We start from the raw sequence: 15,975 nt of genomic DNA on the forward strand, positions 1-15,975 counted from the left end.
GGGGAGCACCGCCCCCGCCGCCGCCCCGGCCGGTGGGGGCGGTGCTCCCCCCGAGAAGGCCTCCGCGGCCGAGTCGACCATCCGCGTCGACGTGGAACTCCTCGAGTCCCTCGTCCGCCAGGCCGGTGAGCTCGTCCTCGCCCGCAACCAGATCCTGCAGCGGGCCGGAGCCCTGCGCGACGAGGACCTCACCCGCGCCTGCCACCGCCTGAACCTCGTCGCGAGCGAGATGCAGGAATCGGTCATGCGCACCCGCATGCAGGCCATCGACCACCTGTGGTCGAAGCTGCCCCGCGTCGTCCGCGACCTCGGGAACATGCTGAACCGCAAGATCAAGCTGGAGATGGAGGGCGGCGACACCGAACTCGACCGCACCCTCCTCGAGGCCGTCAAGGACCCCTTGACCCACATCGTCCGCAACGCGGTCGACCACGGCATCGAGTCCCCGGACGTCCGCCTCGCCGCCGGCAAGAACGAGGTCGGAACCCTCAAGCTGCGCGCCGCCCACGAGGGCGGCCAGGTCGTCGTCGAGATCCGCGACGACGGCAAGGGCATCGACCCGGTCATCATCGGGAACAAGGCCGTCGAGAAGGGCCTGGTGTCCGCGGCCAAGCTCGAGACGCTGACCCCCAACGACATCCTGCAGTTCCTCTTCCTGCCCGGGTTCTCCACCGCGGCGAAGGTCACGAACGTCTCCGGCCGTGGGGTCGGGATGGACGTCGTGAAGACGAACATCGAGCGCATCGGCGGTTCCGTCGACGTCGAGTCCGTCACCGGGCAGGGCACCGTCTGGCGTCTGCGGATCCCGTTGACGCTGGCGATCGTCCCGGCCCTGACCGTCGAGTGCGCCGGTCAGCGCTACGCCATGCCGCAGGTGAACCTGCTCGAACTCGTGAGCCTGGACACCGAGAAGATGGGCAAGGCGATCGAGGACGTCGGTGGCGCGAAGGTGTACCGCCTGCGCGGTGCGCTGCTGCCGCTGATCCGCCTCGAGGAGGCGCTGGAACTCAAGCGCCCCACCGACGTGGAACTCCCGACGAACCTCGTCATCGCCGTCCTCGAGTGCGACGGGCGCCGCTTCGGCCTGCTCGTCGACCGGGTCCTGGACACCGAGGAGATCGTCGTCAAGCCGCTCTCCGGGGCGTTGAAGGCCATCGGCGCCTACGCGGGCGCCACCATCCTCGGTGACGGTCGCGTCTCCCTGATCCTCGACGTGCAGTCGCTGGCGCGCCGCACGATGCGTTCCGACGGCATCGACCACGCCAACGACCAGGCCGCCGCGGAACAGGCCGCGAGCAGCGACGGGCAGCGCCTGCTGGTCGTCGGTCTCGGCGGGAACCGCCGCGTCGCGATCCCGCTGGACGTCGTCACCCGCCTCGAGGAGTTCAAGACCGACTCCATCGAACGGGTCGGGCGCCGCGAGGTCGTCCGCTACCGCGGCGAGATCCTGCCGCTGGTCCGCCTGGCGAACCACCTCGGTGGCGGTTCGCGCTCGTCGTACTCGGGGGGCGAGGTCGCCTCGGTCCCGGGTGTCGTCTACTCGGCCCGCGGTCGCTCGGTCGCGATCGTCGTCGACGAGATCGTCGACATCGTCTCCGGCCAGGACGCGCACAGCGACATCGACGACGCCGGTCTGGTCGGTTCCGCGGTCATCCGCGACCGCGTGACCGAACTCCTCGACGTGCGGTCCGCGATCCTCGCGGCCGACCCGAACTTCTTCTCCGAGCAGGCTCAGAACGAGCTCGCCGCAGCATCCACGCGACTGGGGGTCTGACGTGTCCACGCAGTACGCCACGTTCCACCTGGCCGGACACCTCTTCGGTGTCGAGGTCCGGCGAGTGCAGGAAGTGCTCACCGAGCAGCCGCGCACACCCGCGCCGCTGGCTCCGCGGGCCGTCGCGGGTCTCATCAACCTGCGCGGTCAGGTCGTCACCGCGCTCGACCTGCGCCGCCGGCTCAACATGCCCGACCGCGAGGAGGGGCGCGTCGCGATGAACGTCGTCGTCCGCGCCGGCGACGAGGTCTGGAGCCTGCTGGTCGACTCCATCGGCGGCGTCATCGAGGTCACCGACTCGACCTTCGAGCCGCCGCCGGACACGCTGTCCGGCCCGATCCGCGAACTCATCCGCGGTGCCTACAAGCTCGACGAGGCGCTGCTGCTCGTCCTCGACGTGGACAAGGCGCTCGAGATCGAGGGCATCGGCGCGGTCGTCGCGGCCTGACCTGACGGCGAACGGGGTGGGACCTTCCGGGTCCCACCCCGTCCTGCGTTCCCGGACCCCGCGAGCGGGGTTCAGCGGGGGCGGCGGTAGGCGTCGAGTTCCGCGGCCGAGAGCCGGGGGACCTCGGACGGTCGTTCCTCGACCGGTGGTTCGGGGCGGGGTTCCGCGCAGGGTTCCGCGACCGGTTCGGCGGCGGGTTCGGCGGCGAGTTCGGCGGCGGGTTCGGCGGCGGGTTCCGCGGCGGGTTCCGCGGCGACTCGGGCGGCGCTCGGGGCCCGCCAGAGCACGAGGGCCGCGACGGCCGGCACGACCGTCAGCACCACCAGCAACGCCATGACCGGCGCGATCTCGGGGAAGTCCCCGGTCGAGGGGAGCAGGTAGCTCAGCTGCAGGTTGCCGTAGGCGCTGCTGCGGGGTTCGTCGGCGAGTTCGACGAGCATCACCAGGCACACCAGGCTCTCGAGCGCGCTCAGCACGGCGGCGCCCGCGACGACGCGGGCACCCCACCGCGGCGGGACGAGCCACTCCGGCCGCCCGGCCACGACGACGGCGGCCAGCCCCAGCACCACCGGCAGGGCCGCGATCAGGACGTCCGGCACCGCGACGCTCGCCCACAGCAACCGGAACCGGACGGTGAACGTGAAGTCGAGACGCGCGCGGACGTCGGCCTCCGAGACGTAGGCCCCGAAGTAGCTCGCGTCCGCGCTCCCCGTCAGGAACCGCCGGGACACCTCGGCCAGGACCACCGGCGGGGTGACCGCGACGAGGACGAGCAGCCAGGAGACCCAGCCCAGGGGCACCTGCCGCGCCTCGTCCTCCTCCTCGTCCCCCGCCGGCCCCTCGTGCTCCCCGTCCCGCTCGGACGTCACGCGCCCTCCCCGGAGACCGGCCGGCGGTAGGCGTCGAGGTCGTCGGCGGAGGGTTTCGGGACGTCGGCCACCCCGGCCTGCGGTGCGGGCCCGGGCCCGGGCCCGGGTGCGGGATCGGGTGCGGGATCGGGCGTCGGCTCGGGTTCGGCGTCGACCACGGTGGGGGCGGCGGGTTCCGCGGGTTCGGCGGGAACCGGTCCCGCCGCCGGGTCCACGGCCCGCCACAGCACGAGGGCGGCGAGCGCCGGCAGGGCCGTCGTCACGACCAGCAGCGCGAGGACACCGAGGAGTTCCGGGAACTCCCCCGTCGAGGGGATGTAGTAGCTGATCTGGGAACCGCCGAAGGACTCCCGCTCGGGTTCCCCGGCGCGCGTGACCAGGCTGACCAGGCAGGCCAGGCTCTCGAGCGCCGTGAGGGCCGCGGCCCCCGCGCCCACCCGGGCCGCCCAGCGCCGCGGGACCAGCCAGTCCGGCCGGCCCGCCACGACGAGAGCGGCCACGACGAGCACGCCGCACAGGGCCGCGAGCAGCACCTGCGGGACGGGGACCGTCATCCAGAGCAGACCGAACCGGTTGGACCAGCCCAGGTCGATCCCGTCACCGTCGCCGGGGTCGGCGCGGGTCCCGACGTAGGCGGCGTCCGCCCCACCCCCCAGGAACCGGCGGCCGAGGACGGCCAGCGCGAGCGGTGGGACCGCGGAGACGGCGACGACCAGCCAGGACGCCCACCGGCCGGGAGCCGACCCCTGTTCCGCGCCCGTCTCGGACCCCCCGTCGAACTCGTCGGGTCCCTCGTCGGCGAGCGGGTGGGTCCCCGGGTGCTCGCTGTGCTGGTGGTCCACGACCTGACGTTACGGCGGTCGTGCTCCCACGTCCCCCGGACGGCGCAACGCCGTCGCGGTGGGTGCGCCGCACGGGGGGTGCGGACCTCTGGCGTGCCGCCGGACGGCTGACGACGTGTGGCCCCCTCGTTCACCCAGTGTCAGGGTGGGACCACTCCGCCGGAACCGGCGGTGAGACACCACGCACCGGAGGCGACGACCGTGCACTACTCCCTGGTGAGTTCTCCTGTCCTGGGCTTCGACCTCGTGCGACTGCCCGCGGGCGACTCCGCGGCGGAGGTCCTGCTGCGCGCTCTCGACTCCGGCCCCCGCGAGATCGAGGTCCTGGCCGAGCGTCACGACCCGGCGACCCGGGCCTCGGCCTGGGACGCGGTCCGCACCGCCACCGACGCCGTCCCGCAGATCGGCGACGTGCTGCACCAGGTCGCCAACGGCCTCGCCCACGAGGACTTCGCCGACGAGGTGTCCGGCGCCCGGGTCGAGGCCGGCATCGTCCGGGTCCTGCAGACCAGCACCATCGCCGACGCCGACGCCCTCGTCCGCCTGGTCCACCACGACGTCTTCGACTGGACATGGTCGGCCCCGCTGGAGGGCGGGCCCCGGCTGCGCACCGAGGACGCGGGTCGCGCCGCCGACGTGCTCGCCGACGCCGCCGTCTCCGCCTACCTCGGCGACCGGCTGCCCGACCACGCGCGACGGGTCCTCGCGCACCCCTACCTGCAGGCCGCCCGCGACCTCGCCCCGCTGCCCGAGCACCCGACCGGTCTCGGGGAGGCGCAGGCCGGGGTGACCCGCGTCCTCGACACCCTGCGCCGCCTCGACGGCACCGACCGCGCCTGCCTGCGGGCGGTGGGGGAGACCAGCCGTCCGAGCGCGGGCGAGTGGGCCGGCGCCGTCCACGACGCCTCCTGGGCCGTGCACCTCTCCGACCGCGTCCGCACCGCCGCGGTGGCCCAGCTGCTCGCGGTCCGCGCCTTCCGCGCCGGTGGGCTCGACGCCGCCGACGGCGCGAACGGTCTGTGGAACGTCGTCAGCGGGGTCGTGCACGCCGAGGTCGTCGCCGACCTGCTGTCCTCCGACGCCCGTGCGGTCCTGATGCGTCCGTGGGAAGCGGCCTTCGGCGCCTGAGCCAGCAGAGCCACCTAGGACCACCCCGGAGCGCCCGGTCACCGGCCCGGTCGGTGACCGGGCGCTCTCGCGTCCGGCGCGCGGCGGTACGGTGCTGGCGTGTCCAGCCCCCTGACGTCCGGCCCCGCCGGGCCGTCGCGGGGGTCGCTGCGGGTGCTGCGCGCCGGGGCCGTCTCCGCGAGCGTCGTGGGGCTCGCCGCGGGCGCCCACCTCGCCGGTGGGGGAGAACTCCCCGGCCCGGCGCTGCTGCTCGCGGTCGTGGTCGTCCTCGCCGCGGTGACCCTGCTGCTGGCCGGTCGCCGGTTCACGTGGCCGGTCCTCACCGCTCTGCTGGGCACCGGGCAGGTCGTCCTGCACGAGGTCTTCGAGCAGTGCTCCGGACCGGCCGCCACGGTCGTGGGCCACGGACACCACCAGACCCTCGCCCCGGCGCTCGGAGCGGGCGCCGCGACCGCCGCGGGATCCCCTGCGATGACGGTCGCCCACGTCGCGGCCACGGTCGTCGCGACGGTCCTGCTGCTGCACGGCGAGGCGCTGGTGTGGTCGCTGTGGGCGTGGTTGCGCCCGCTGGTCCGGGTGCTGCTCGCCCTGCTGGGCCCGGCCGTGGGAGTCCTGCCGCGGTTCCCGAGGACGACGGTGCCGCGACCGCGTTCAGTGCTCGCCCGTCGGGTTCGTCGACGTGGGCCACCGGGAGCGACCGCTCTCGCCACCCCATCGTCCTGACGACACCCCGAGGATCCACCGTGAAGAGCTCCACCCTGCCCACCCGCGCCCTCGCCGTCTCCGTGACCGCCTGCGCCGCAGTGCTCCTGGGCGCCTCCAGCGCCTCCGCCCACGTGCACGCGACCCCCGACACGACCGCCGCCGACGGCTACAGCGTCGTGACGTTCCGGGTCCCGAACGAGTCCGACACCTCCGCCACGACGTCGGTCGAGGTGTCCCTGCCGACCGACCACCCCTTCAGCTACGTGGCCGTGAGGCCCCTCCCGGGGTGGACCGCCGTCGTCACCGAAGGCGCCCTGCCCGCACCCGTCGAGCACGACGGGACGACCGTGACCAAGGCCGCCCTGAAGATCACCTGGACCGCCGCGGCCGGATCGCCCGGGATCGCCGTCGGGCAGTTCGAGGAGTTCGAGGCGAACGTCGGCCCGCTGCCCGACGCCGGCACGCAGGTCGTGCTGCCCACCGTCCAGACCTACGCCGACGGTGAGGTGTCGGACTGGACCGAGGTGGCCGCCGCGGGCGCGGCCGAACCCGAGAACCCCGCGCCCGGGTTCACCACCACCGCGGCCACCGACGACGAGCACGCCGGTGCGAGCACCGCGCACGAGGCGGCGGGCGCCGACACGACGTCGACCACCGGCGGGTCGGACCCGCTGGCCCGCGGCCTGGCGGGGGGCGGACTCGTCCTCGGTCTCGCCGCGCTCGTGATCGTCCTGCTGCGTCGCCAGCGGTCCTGAGCCCAGCCCGTCCCGGCAGGGACGGGACCTGAGCGCTCCACCCGTGATCGCGGGTGGTGCGACCGAGCCGGTCCACCACCCGCGGTCCGCGGCGCGACCCGGTGCCCGTCGGCACCGTCGCCCACCCGCCGAGCTACCCCGAGACGACGGGAAACCCGAGCTCGTCCAGCTCTCCCACGCCCGGAAGGACCCCACCCCGCCCAACCCGTGATCTTGCTGGGAGACCCTGCAAGATCGCGGTGCGGTGGGGGCCGGCAGGGGCGGGTGCGCAGGCGGGGTTCCCGCCCGACGGGCCGATCCCCGCGGCCCGGTCCTCCGCGCGTCACCGTGGCGGCGTCCCCCTACCCCGTCGAGCGACGCGGCACCACTCGACGCGTGACGAATGGAGACGCACAGTAGCTGTGTACACGGAGTGACGACACGTGCGCTTCGCCGTTCAGGGTTGGCCGCCGAGCGCCGATGGACAGGTAGTCGTCCGCCCCCGGACGGTGTTCACGGTGCGGTCCTCCGCACCGACGGCAGGAAGGCAAGGTGCGACGTGAGCCAACGCATCAAGGTGCTCACCGTGGACGACTCGGTCGTCGTCCGCCGACTGGTCACCGACGTGCTCGCGTCCGACCCGGCCATCGAGGTCGTGGGGACCGCCGCGAACGGCAAGATCGCGCTCGAGAAGATCGCCCAGCTGAAACCCGACGTGGTCACCCTGGACATCGAGATGCCCGTCATGGACGGCCTCGAGACGATCAAGGAGATCCGCAAGATCGACCGGAGACTCCCGGTCATCATGTTCTCCACCCTCACCGAACGCGGGGCCACCGCCACGCTGGAGGCCCTCTCCTCCGGGGCGTCCGACTACGTGACGAAACCCGCGAACGTCGGCTCGGTCAGCGAGTCGATGGAGTCGGTCCGTCAGCAGCTCATCCCCAAGATCAAGGCGCTCGTCCCGCACCTCGGTCTGACCGCCGCGCCCGCCCCGGCGGCCCGGACGGCGACGTCCGCCCCGGCGGGCCACGCGAGCTCCTCGACGCCCGTCACGACCCGGGCCCGCAGCGGAGCCACCAAGGCTCCCCGCGCGCTCGTCATCGGGTCCTCCACCGGCGGCCCGGAGGCGCTCTCGGCCGTCCTGGCCAAGCTCCCCGCGAACCTCGGCGTGCCCGTGCTGGTGACCCAGCACATGCCCCCCGTCTTCACCCGCCTCTACGCGCAGCGACTGGACAAGGCCAGCGCGCTGCGCGTCGTCGAGGCCACCGACGGCGAGCCCGTCGTGGCCGGAACGGTCTACGTGGCCCCCGGCGACTTCCACATGGAGGTCGCCCGACGCGGTCCGCAGATGGTGATCAAGTTGCACCAGGGACCTGCCGAGAACTTCTGCAGACCCGCGGTGGACGTCATGGTCCGCTCGGCGGTCGCCGCGTTCGGTGGGGAACTCCTCGCCGTGATCCTCACCGGCATGGGCTCCGACGGGAAGCTCGGCTGCAAGGACGTGGCGGCGGCCGGCGGCCAGGTGCTGGCGCAGGACGAGGCCACCTCGGTGGTCTGGGGGATGCCCGGAGCCGTGGCCCGGGAGGGCATCGCGGACGAGGTGCTCCCCCTGTCCGGAATCGCCGACGCGATCCAGCGTCGACTCGGTTCCGCCGCCCGCACGCACGCAGCCCCACCGGCCCCGCCCGCACGCCCCGCGGTCGGCGCCGGCTCCACCAGCACCTCCCGCTTCACCCCCAGCAGCACTGCACCGGCCCGACCGCCGGTGTCCCGACCCGCCGCCCCCGCGGCCCGTCCCTCTCAAGGCAGGTGGTGACATGGCCCTCACGACCACAGCCTTCGACTGGGTCTGCACGCTCGTGCGCAAGGAAAGTGCGATCGTCCTCGAAGCAGGCAAGGAGTACCTCGTCGAGTCCCGGCTCGTGCCTCTGGCACGTGCCGCGGGTGCGGCCGACGTCTCGGCCTACGTCGACGGCATCCGGTTGCGCCCCGACCGCCGCGCGCAGACCGCCATCGTCGAGGCTCTGACGACGAACGAGACGTCGTGGTTCCGCGACGGTGCGCCGTTCCAGGCGTTCACGACGTCGGTGGTCCCGGCCCTCAAGCAGGCCCGCGCGGCGACGCGTTCGCTGCGCATCTGGTCGGCGGCCTCCTCCACCGGCCAGGAGGCCTACAGCCTGGCGATGGGGTTGCAGGACAGCCTGGTCGCCGACGGGTGGCGTGCGGAGATCATCGGTACCGACCTCTCCAGCGAGGTGCTGGAGAAGGCCAAGGCCGGTCGGTACTCGCAGCTGGACATGAACCGCGGACTGCCGGCGCCCCTGCTGGTGCGTCACTTCACGCGGGTCGGGACCCAGTGGCAGGTGAACGACAACCTGAAGAAGATGGTCCGGTTCCAGCAGCTGAACCTGACGAGTTCCTACGCCGCCCTCGGTCAGTTCGACGTGGTCTTCCTGCGGAACGTGCTCATCTACTTCGACCTCGCGACCAAGCGGGACATCCTCTCCAGGGTCCGCAAGTCGCTCAAACCCGGGGGATACATGTTCCTCGGTGGTGCAGAGACGACGCTCGGCGTCGACGACAACTGGGACCGGGAACTCATCGGACGGGTTTCGGTCCACCGTCCCAAGAACGGAGGTCAGGCATGAAGGCTCTTGTGGTGGATGACTCCCGCGCCATGCGGAAGATCATCGGAGGTGCCCTGCGCAAGCTGGGGTACGAAACGGTCGAAGCGGCCGACGGCGCCGAGGCGCTGAAGGTCCTCGAGGGCGGCCCGCTGCCCGACCTCGCGACGGTCGACTGGAACATGCCGGTGATGGACGGTCTCACGTTCGTCACCCAGGTCCGGGCGAACCGCGAGTACCGCGCGCTGACCCTCATGATGGTCACCACCGAGGCCGAGCACGGGCAGATCGTCCGCGCCCTCGCCGCCGGTGCGCACGAGTACCTCATCAAGCCCTTCACCGTGGAGTCGCTGGAGGAGAAGCTCTCCCTCCTCGGCCTCCTGCCGGAGGTGAGCCAGGCGTGACCGAACTCGTCGAAGAGACCTACGAAGAACCCGTCGACTACGTCGAGGACGAGGCTCTCGAGCAGATCGTCGACCAGATGTGGGCGTCGTACTTCGCGCACACCGACTACCTGGTCCCGGCCTACGACCCGCACGACATCGAGGGCGACATCCTGTGCGCCTCGGTGACGATCTCCGGCGGTCGCCCGGGCATCGTCACGGTCAGCGTCGAGAAGGCGGTCGCCCTGCCGCTGTCCGCGGCCCTGCTGCAGGAGGACGACGGCCTGACCGACGAGGACGTCTACGACTCCCTCGGCGAGATCGCCAACATCATCGGCGGCAACATCAAGGCGCTCGTCCCCGACGCCGGCCCGCTGGGTCTGCCCGTGGTGTCGACGGCCAAGCCCCTGCACGGTTCCTCCGGTCGCCTCGCGGCGCGCCTGGACGGCAACTGGCAGGGTTCGTGGCTCACGTTCGAGGTGTGGCTCGCCGGCTCCGGCGAGCAGTCCCAGTCCCAGTCTCAGGAAGGGTGATCCCGTGAAGGCCCTGGTTGTCGACGACAGTCGCGTCATGCGGCAGATCGTCATCCGCACGCTGCGGCAGGCGGGCTACGACTGGGTCGAGGTCGTCCAGGCCGAGAACGGCAAGGAGGGGTTCGACCAGGTTCGCAAGGAGAACCCCGACATCGTCCTCTCGGACTGGAACATGCCCGAGGCGTCCGGTTACGAGATGCTGCAGAACCTGCGTGGTTCCGGGATCGACGTGCCGTTCGGCTTCGTGACCTCGGAGGGGTCGGAGGAGATGCGGGAGAAGGCGGCCGCCGCCGGTGCCCTGTTCCTCATCGCCAAACCCTTCACCCCGGAAGCCTTCGCGGCCGCCCTGGCGCCCGTGCTGGGTGGCGACGGTGGTTCCGCCGCCGCCGAGGCCTCGATCGTGCAGGGCGAGGTGAAGTTCGAGGTCAACCCGTTGCCGTCGAACCTCGCGATCCGCAACCTGCTCTCGGACCTGCTCAACCGCGACGTCGAACTCTCCGACGGCCGGCCCCTGCCGGTCGGCGGGAAGCCCGGCTCGCTCGTCGGTCTGTACGTCGACGACCACCTGAAGTCCAAGGCCGTCGTCGTGTTCGACTTCGCCCTCGCCGCGCACGCCGGGGCGTCGATCGGTCTGCTACCCCCCGGGGCCAGCGAGGCCGCGATCGAGGACAAGGAACTGCCGGACAACCTCGCGGTGAACTCCCGCGAGGTGCTCAACATCATGGCGTCGCTGTTCAACGTCGAAGGTGCCGCGCACCTGAAGCTGTACGCGTCCTACGTGCCCGGTGAGGTCCTGCGTCCCGACGTGGCCGACTGGGCCACGCGGACCGGCAGCCGTCTCGACCTCGTGGTCGAGGTGGCGCGCTACGGCAAGGGCGGGCTCAGCATCATCACCTTCTGAGCTTCGCCGCACCAACTTCTGGGGACCTTTCCACCCTTCCCGACCTCGGGAAGGGTGGGAAGATCCCCAGAAGTCGTTGCGGGGTCAGGTGCGGGGTCAGAGCAGGACGATGCCCGTCGTGTCGTCCGGCCGGACGTCCCAGGTGGGATTCGGGGTGGGCCGGCCCAGCAGGTACCCCTGCCCGCAGTCGACTCCGAGGTCGCGCAGCGCGGCGAGTTCGCCGGCGCGTTCGACGCCCTCGGCGACCATCGTCGAGCCCAGCTCGGAGGCGAAACCCACGAGGGCGCGGGCGACGGCGCGGCGCGCGGGATCGGCGTCGATGCCGCGGACGAAGGCGATGTCGAGCTTCACGATGTCGGGGGTCAGGTGCAGGACGTGCTGCAGGCTCGCGAACCCCGACCCGGCGTCGTCGACGGCGATCCGGACCCCGTGCGAGCGCAAGGACGTCGTCGCGTCGTTGAGGGCGTCGTAGTCGGCGACGGGGTCGTGCTCGGTGATCTCGACGACGAGACGATCGGGCCGGTCGGAGAGCAGCAGGTCGTGGGTCCGGTCGTCCAGCAGCGCCTCCGCGGAGGCGTTGACGCTGAGGTAGGTGCCCCACGGCATCGCGTGCAGCAGCGGCAGTGCCGAGGCGATCGCGGCCTGTTCCAGCCGCACCCCGATGCCCGACGAGCGCGCGTCCGTGAAGACCTGCTCGGGTCGGCGGGCCGCCCCCTCGGAACTGGTGAACCGGCTCAGGGCCTCGGCGCCCACGACCGTCCCGGTGCGCAGGTCGACGATCGGCTGGACGACGGTCTGGCGGCCCTGGCCGGCCAGCAGGGCGTCGAGGGAGGCCATCCGGTCGTCGTGCGCGACCCGGCGTCGCTCGCGGTGGTGCAGCACGCCGGCGACGAGCGCGGCCACCACGTGCAGGGCCTCGAGCTGGCGCGAGCCCAGCGCCTGCACGGGTTCGTGGTCGACCCCGACGATGCGCCCGTCGGGTTCACCGTCGGGCCGCACGACGTCGACGGCGAGGACGCAGCTGTCGAGGTCGGTGTCGGCGAGCAGGCGGACCGTGGCGTGCGGGTCCAGGGTGGACGCCGTCTGCTCGACGTGGTTCCGCTCGGTGTCGGTGACCCGGGTCAGCGCGGCCACGGGCGTACCGAAGATGTCCCGGGCGAGTTCCAGGAGTTGGGCGACGGCGTCGGCGTCGTCGTCCCGCACGTGCCCCTGCACCTGTCGACCTCCCGCGGACGTGCGTGTGGGCAGTCGGCACCTCGGTCCCGTCGGGGACGCACCGCGCGGGGACGGTACGGCCTCACCGTGACACTGCCGACTCCTCGACCCTCCCAGATGACCGGGGCCGAGGCAATCACGGGTCGGTCCCGGTCACCACCCGGGGTTCGTCCGGTGCTGCCGCGCCGGCGAACCGCAGGTCGGAGGGGGTCCGCGGACGCACCCGGCGCGGTAGCTTCGGGGAACCGGTCCACTCCCTGGAGGTTCCCGTGGCATCCCGTCTGACCCCCTACATCACCTTCCCCGGCACGGCCCGCGAGGCGCTGACGTTCTACCGCTCGGTGCTCGGCGGCGAGCTGACCATCTCGACGTTCGGCGAGTTCGGCGGCGGCGAGGGCGTCGACCCCGAGGGCGTCATGCACGGCATGGTCGACGGCCCCGCCGGGTTCGCGCTGATGGCGTCCGACACGCCCACGGGGAGGCCCGTCGAGGTGGGGAACAACGTCACGATCAGCCTGTTCGGTGACGACGTCGAGGAGCTGCGCGGCTTCTTCGCCGGCCTCGCCGAGGGCGGGACCGTCACGACCCCGCTGGAGGAGCAGGTGTGGGGCGACGAGTACGGCTCCCTCACCGACCGGTTCGGGATCGACTGGCTCGTCAACATCACCCTCGCCACCGACTGACCCGTGATCTCGCGGGAATCCCGCGAGATCACGGATCGGAGGGGGTCAGCGGCGGCCGGTGGGGCCGAAGCGGCGCATCCGGACGACGGCGAGCATCGCCTCGCCGATGATCTCCTTCGACATCTTCGACGTCCCGTGGGTGCGCTCGGTGAAGAGGATCGGCACCTCGCGCACCGTCGCGCCCTGCTGGAGCGCGGCGAGGGTCGTCTGGATCTGGAAGGCGTAGCCCGCCGCGGTGAGCTGGGAGAGGTCCAGCGCGCGCAGGAAGTCGGCGCGCCAGGCCTTGAAGCCGCCGGTGAGGTCGGCGACGGGTGCGCTCAGCAGCACCCGCGCGTAGACGTTCGCTCCGCGCGACAACGCCTTCCGGTACCAGGGCCACGCGTCGTCCAGCGCACCGCCGGGGACGTAGCGCGCGCCCAGGACGAGGTCGGCCCCGCCGGCGATCTCGGCGAGCATCCGGGGGAGAGCCTCGACGGGGTGGGAGCCGTCGGCGTCCATCTGCACGACGACGTCGTGGTCGCCGGTGGCGAGGGCGTGCGCGAACCCGGCGCGGTAGGCGGCGCCGAGGCCGTCCTTCGTGGTGCGGGTCAGCAACCGCACCCGTCCCTCCGGGTACCGGGCCGCGATCCGTTCCACGAGCGCGCCGGTGCCGTCGGGGGAGGAGTCGTCGACGACCAGGACGTCCGGGGCGACGGGGCAGGCGAGCACCCGCTCGATCATCCCGGTGATGTTGTCGGCCTCGTCGTAGGTGGGCAGGACGACGACGCAGCGCAGGGCTTCGGCCAACGTGGACTCACTCGTGATCGGGGACGGACGGGCGCCCGACGCTACCCCAGTCCACCCCGCGCACCGGCCGCTCACCCGCTCGTGACTCCTCGTGCTGCGCCGAACGCGGTGTGCGAGGAGGATCCGTGAGTGGCCATCGGAGCGCGAGTCGCCGGGTCCGCCGTCGAGCTGACCTCCGCGACGGTGGCCGGGCCGCCTGTCGTCGACTTCACCTCGGCCGCCACCGCGACCCTCGAGCACCTGCACCGCCACGTCGGCATGGACACCTGGGCGATCGCCCGTCGCGACGGGGACGACTACGTGGTCCTCTCCGCGCTGGACGGGGGCGAGGTCGGTCTGGTCGACGGCAGCGTCCTGGCCTGGGCCGACACCTTCTGCGCCCCCAGCGTGGCCGGCGACGCACCCCGGTTCAGCAACCGGGTCGACGAGGTCGCGGCCTGGGCCCACGCCCGCGAGACGACCGGTTTCCCCTGGATCAGCTACCTCTCCGTCCCGCTCCGTGCCCCGGACGGCACGGTGCTCGGCAGCCTGTGCGCCGGGGCCCGCGAGGCGCAGAGCGACCCGGGCCTGCTGCTGGGCGAGGTGGAGCTCGCCGCGAACCTGCTGGGCACCCTGCTCGCCTACGAGGTGCGGCTGCAGGCCGAGGCCCGGCGCGCGGAGCACGCCGAGGCCAGCGCGGACCACGACGCGCTGACCGGTCTCGGCAACCGCCGGGCCTGGGACGTGGCGCTGGCCCTGGAGGAGGCCCGGGCCCGGCGGCTCGGCACCACCGCCTCCGTCCTGGTCCTCGACCTCGACGCGCTCAAGGAGACCAACGACACCCAGGGTCACGAGGCCGGGGACGAACTGCTGGTGCGCACCGCGCGGGTGCTGCGTGACCTGCTGCGGCCGGAGGACCTGGTGGTGCGCCTGGGCGGGGACGAGTTCGCGGCCCTGCTCCCCGACCTCGAGTCGGGGGCGGTGGCCGACCTGGTCGCCCGGCTGCGGACCGGTCTGCGCGTCGGCCGGGTCCGGGCCTCCCTGGGGGTGGCGACCCGGCGAGCGGCCGAGGGTCTGCACACCGCCTGGCACGCAGCCGATTCCGCCATGTACGCGGACAAGGCCACCCGGGCCGGGACGGCCGAACTGGCGACGGGGTCCGCCGCCCTCGACCTGACCTCCCCCGGGCCGGGACGCGTGGTGGGCGCCCCGGCGACCGGGCCGCACGCCCCGACCGTGCCCGAACGCATCGAGCACCTGCTGGACGCCGTCCGTCGTCAGCTCGGGATGGACGCGGCGGTGCTCGTCCACCTCGAGGACGACGCCTGGCGGTTGCAGTACACCGCCACCGGGCCGGGGGTGCGCGATCCGCGGGGTTTCGCCTGCCCCCGCGAGGAGTCCTACTGCCAGCGGCTGCTGGACGGGCACCTGGACTCCGTGATCCCCGACGCCCGGGCCCATCCCGCGACCGCGTCGCTGGCGCTGACCGAGGTCCTGGACATCGGGGCCTACCTGGCGGCCCCGGTCCACCTCCGGGACGGGTCGCTGTACGGAACCCTCTGCGCGATCTCGAACCGGCCCCAACCCGACCTGCGTCAGCGCGACGCCGGGGTCCTCGAGGTGCTCGCGGAAGCCATGAGCGACCTGCTCACCCAGGAGGAGGCGCGCAACGGGCGACGTCGCCGGGTGCTGGCCCGCCTGGACCAGCTGCACCGCGACGGCGGCCCGCGGCCCGTGTTCCAGCCCGTCGTCGACCTGCGGACCCTGCGCCCCGTCGGGGTCGAGGCGCTGAGCCGGTTCCCCGAGGGGGAACCCGCCGACTGGTTCACGCAGGCGGCCGACGTCGGTGCCGGTGTGCAGTTGGAACTGGCGGCGCTGACGGCCGCGCTGCGCGAGGCGCCGGAGGCGGGTTTCCTCGCCCTCAACGTCAGTCCCGAGGTGGCGTCGTCGCCGGCCCTGGCGCGGCTGCTGCAGGGACGACGTCTCGACGCGATCGTCCTGGAGATCACCGAGCACGAGCAGGTGGAGGACTACGCCACGCTGCTGCGCCACCTCGACCCGCTGCGGCGCGAGGGGGTCCGCATCGCCGTCGACGACGCCGGTGCGGGCTTCGCCAGCATGCGCCACGTCCTGGCCCTGGACCCGGAGTTCGTGAAGCTCGACATGAGCCTCGTCCAGGGCATCGACCGCGACGGGACCCGGCAGGCGCTGACGGCGTCGCTGGCCACCTTCGCCCAGCGCACCGGGGCGACGCTCATCGCCGAGGGGATCGAGACCCAGGCGGAACTCGACTGCGTCCTCGGCCTCGGGGTCCTGCACGGGCAGGGTTTCCACCTGGGCCGACCGCGCGCCGCCGGCGGGGGCTGAG

General features: G+C 72.9%; 16 protein-coding genes. 12 read left to right on the forward strand and 4 right to left on the reverse strand.

All coding sequences use genetic code 11. From position 1 onward, the window contains the following. The coding region (locus AC0I8G_RS18410) for a chemotaxis protein CheA (protein ID WP_471731240.1) at nt 1–1,774 on the forward strand (1,774 nt) is incomplete at its 5' end. Between the two features lies 1 nt (nt 1,775). Further along, nucleotides 1,776–2,222 (forward strand): chemotaxis protein CheW, encoded by a 447-nt coding sequence (locus tag AC0I8G_RS18415; RefSeq protein WP_380159021.1) that lies wholly within the window; start codon nt 1,776–1,778, stop codon nt 2,220–2,222. A 71-nt stretch (nt 2,223–2,293) separates the two neighbouring features. On the opposite strand, the gene AC0I8G_RS18420 is transcribed toward AC0I8G_RS18415, so the two are convergent. Continuing rightward, nucleotides 2,294–3,091, reverse strand: coding sequence for a hypothetical protein (locus AC0I8G_RS18420; protein WP_471731241.1), 798 nt, complete (start codon nt 3,089–3,091; stop codon nt 2,294–2,296). Beyond that, entirely contained in the window at nt 3,088–3,933 is an 846-nt protein-coding gene (locus AC0I8G_RS18425) for a hypothetical protein (protein WP_471731242.1), read from the reverse strand. Before AC0I8G_RS18425 ends, AC0I8G_RS18420 begins: the two co-directional genes overlap by 4 nt. 201 nt (nt 3,934–4,134) lie before the next feature. Here AC0I8G_RS18425 and AC0I8G_RS18430 point away from each other — a divergent pair, with 201 nt between their 5' ends. The 8 genes from AC0I8G_RS18430 to AC0I8G_RS18465 all read left to right on the forward strand — a co-directional run bounded on the left by AC0I8G_RS18430 (nt 4,135) and on the right by AC0I8G_RS18465 (nt 10,944). After that, on the forward strand, nt 4,135–5,061 hold the full coding sequence (locus tag AC0I8G_RS18430; protein WP_471731243.1) for a hypothetical protein: 927 nt from the start codon (nt 4,135–4,137) through the stop codon (nt 5,059–5,061). A 99-nt stretch (nt 5,062–5,160) separates the two neighbouring features. Next, nucleotides 5,161–5,784, forward strand: a complete 624-nt coding sequence (locus AC0I8G_RS18435) for a hypothetical protein (protein ID WP_471731244.1) — start codon at nt 5,161–5,163, stop codon at nt 5,782–5,784. A 20-nt stretch (nt 5,785–5,804) separates the two neighbouring features. Then, a complete protein-coding gene (locus AC0I8G_RS18440; RefSeq protein ID WP_471731245.1) occupies nt 5,805–6,521 on the forward strand; it encodes a YcnI family copper-binding membrane protein in 717 nt (238 codons plus the stop codon). 538 nt (nt 6,522–7,059) lie between these two features. Next, entirely contained in the window at nt 7,060–8,319 is a 1,260-nt protein-coding gene (locus AC0I8G_RS18445; protein WP_471731246.1) for a protein-glutamate methylesterase/protein-glutamine glutaminase, read from the forward strand. Between the two features lies 1 nt (nt 8,320). Then, nucleotides 8,321–9,151 (forward strand): CheR family methyltransferase, encoded by an 831-nt coding sequence (locus tag AC0I8G_RS18450; RefSeq protein ID WP_471731247.1) that lies wholly within the window; start codon nt 8,321–8,323, stop codon nt 9,149–9,151. Beyond that, nucleotides 9,148–9,531 carry a response regulator gene (locus AC0I8G_RS18455; protein ID WP_380257720.1) on the forward strand — a complete coding sequence of 128 codons (384 nt, stop codon included), beginning with the start codon at nt 9,148–9,150 and terminating at the stop codon, nt 9,529–9,531. The genes AC0I8G_RS18450 and AC0I8G_RS18455 overlap by 4 nt, the downstream gene beginning before the upstream one ends. Then, nucleotides 9,528–10,043 carry a chemotaxis protein CheX gene (locus tag AC0I8G_RS18460; RefSeq protein ID WP_380257722.1) on the forward strand — a complete coding sequence of 172 codons (516 nt, stop codon included), beginning with the start codon at nt 9,528–9,530 and terminating at the stop codon, nt 10,041–10,043. Before AC0I8G_RS18455 ends, AC0I8G_RS18460 begins: the two co-directional genes overlap by 4 nt. 4 nt (nt 10,044–10,047) lie before the next feature. Then, a complete protein-coding gene (locus AC0I8G_RS18465; protein ID WP_471731248.1) occupies nt 10,048–10,944 on the forward strand; it encodes a response regulator in 897 nt (298 codons plus the stop codon). 96 nt (nt 10,945–11,040) lie between these two features. Here AC0I8G_RS18465 and AC0I8G_RS18470 read toward each other — a convergent pair whose 3' ends face one another. Continuing rightward, the gene (locus AC0I8G_RS18470) at nt 11,041–12,147 is read right to left on the reverse strand and encodes an EAL domain-containing protein (protein ID WP_471731249.1); all 1,107 of its coding nucleotides are present in this window, start codon (nt 12,145–12,147) and stop codon (nt 11,041–11,043) included. A gap of 281 nt (nt 12,148–12,428) precedes the next feature. Here AC0I8G_RS18470 and AC0I8G_RS18475 point away from each other — a divergent pair, with 281 nt between their 5' ends. After that, a complete protein-coding gene (locus AC0I8G_RS18475) occupies nt 12,429–12,842 on the forward strand; it encodes a VOC family protein (protein WP_471731250.1) in 414 nt (137 codons plus the stop codon). 45 nt (nt 12,843–12,887) lie between these two features. On the opposite strand, the gene AC0I8G_RS18480 is transcribed toward AC0I8G_RS18475, so the two are convergent. Beyond that, nucleotides 12,888–13,628: a polyprenol monophosphomannose synthase gene (locus tag AC0I8G_RS18480; RefSeq protein WP_471731251.1), complete on the reverse strand. Its 741-nt coding sequence runs from the start codon at nt 13,626–13,628 to the stop codon at nt 12,888–12,890. Between the two features lie 129 nt (nt 13,629–13,757). Between AC0I8G_RS18480 and AC0I8G_RS18485 the strand changes: the two genes are divergently transcribed. After that, nucleotides 13,758–15,974: a sensor domain-containing protein gene (locus tag AC0I8G_RS18485; RefSeq protein WP_471731252.1), complete on the forward strand. Its 2,217-nt coding sequence runs from the start codon at nt 13,758–13,760 to the stop codon at nt 15,972–15,974. The last annotated feature ends 1 nt before the right edge of the window (nt 15,975 follow it).

The organism is Kineococcus sp. AC630 (assembly GCF_979255925.1).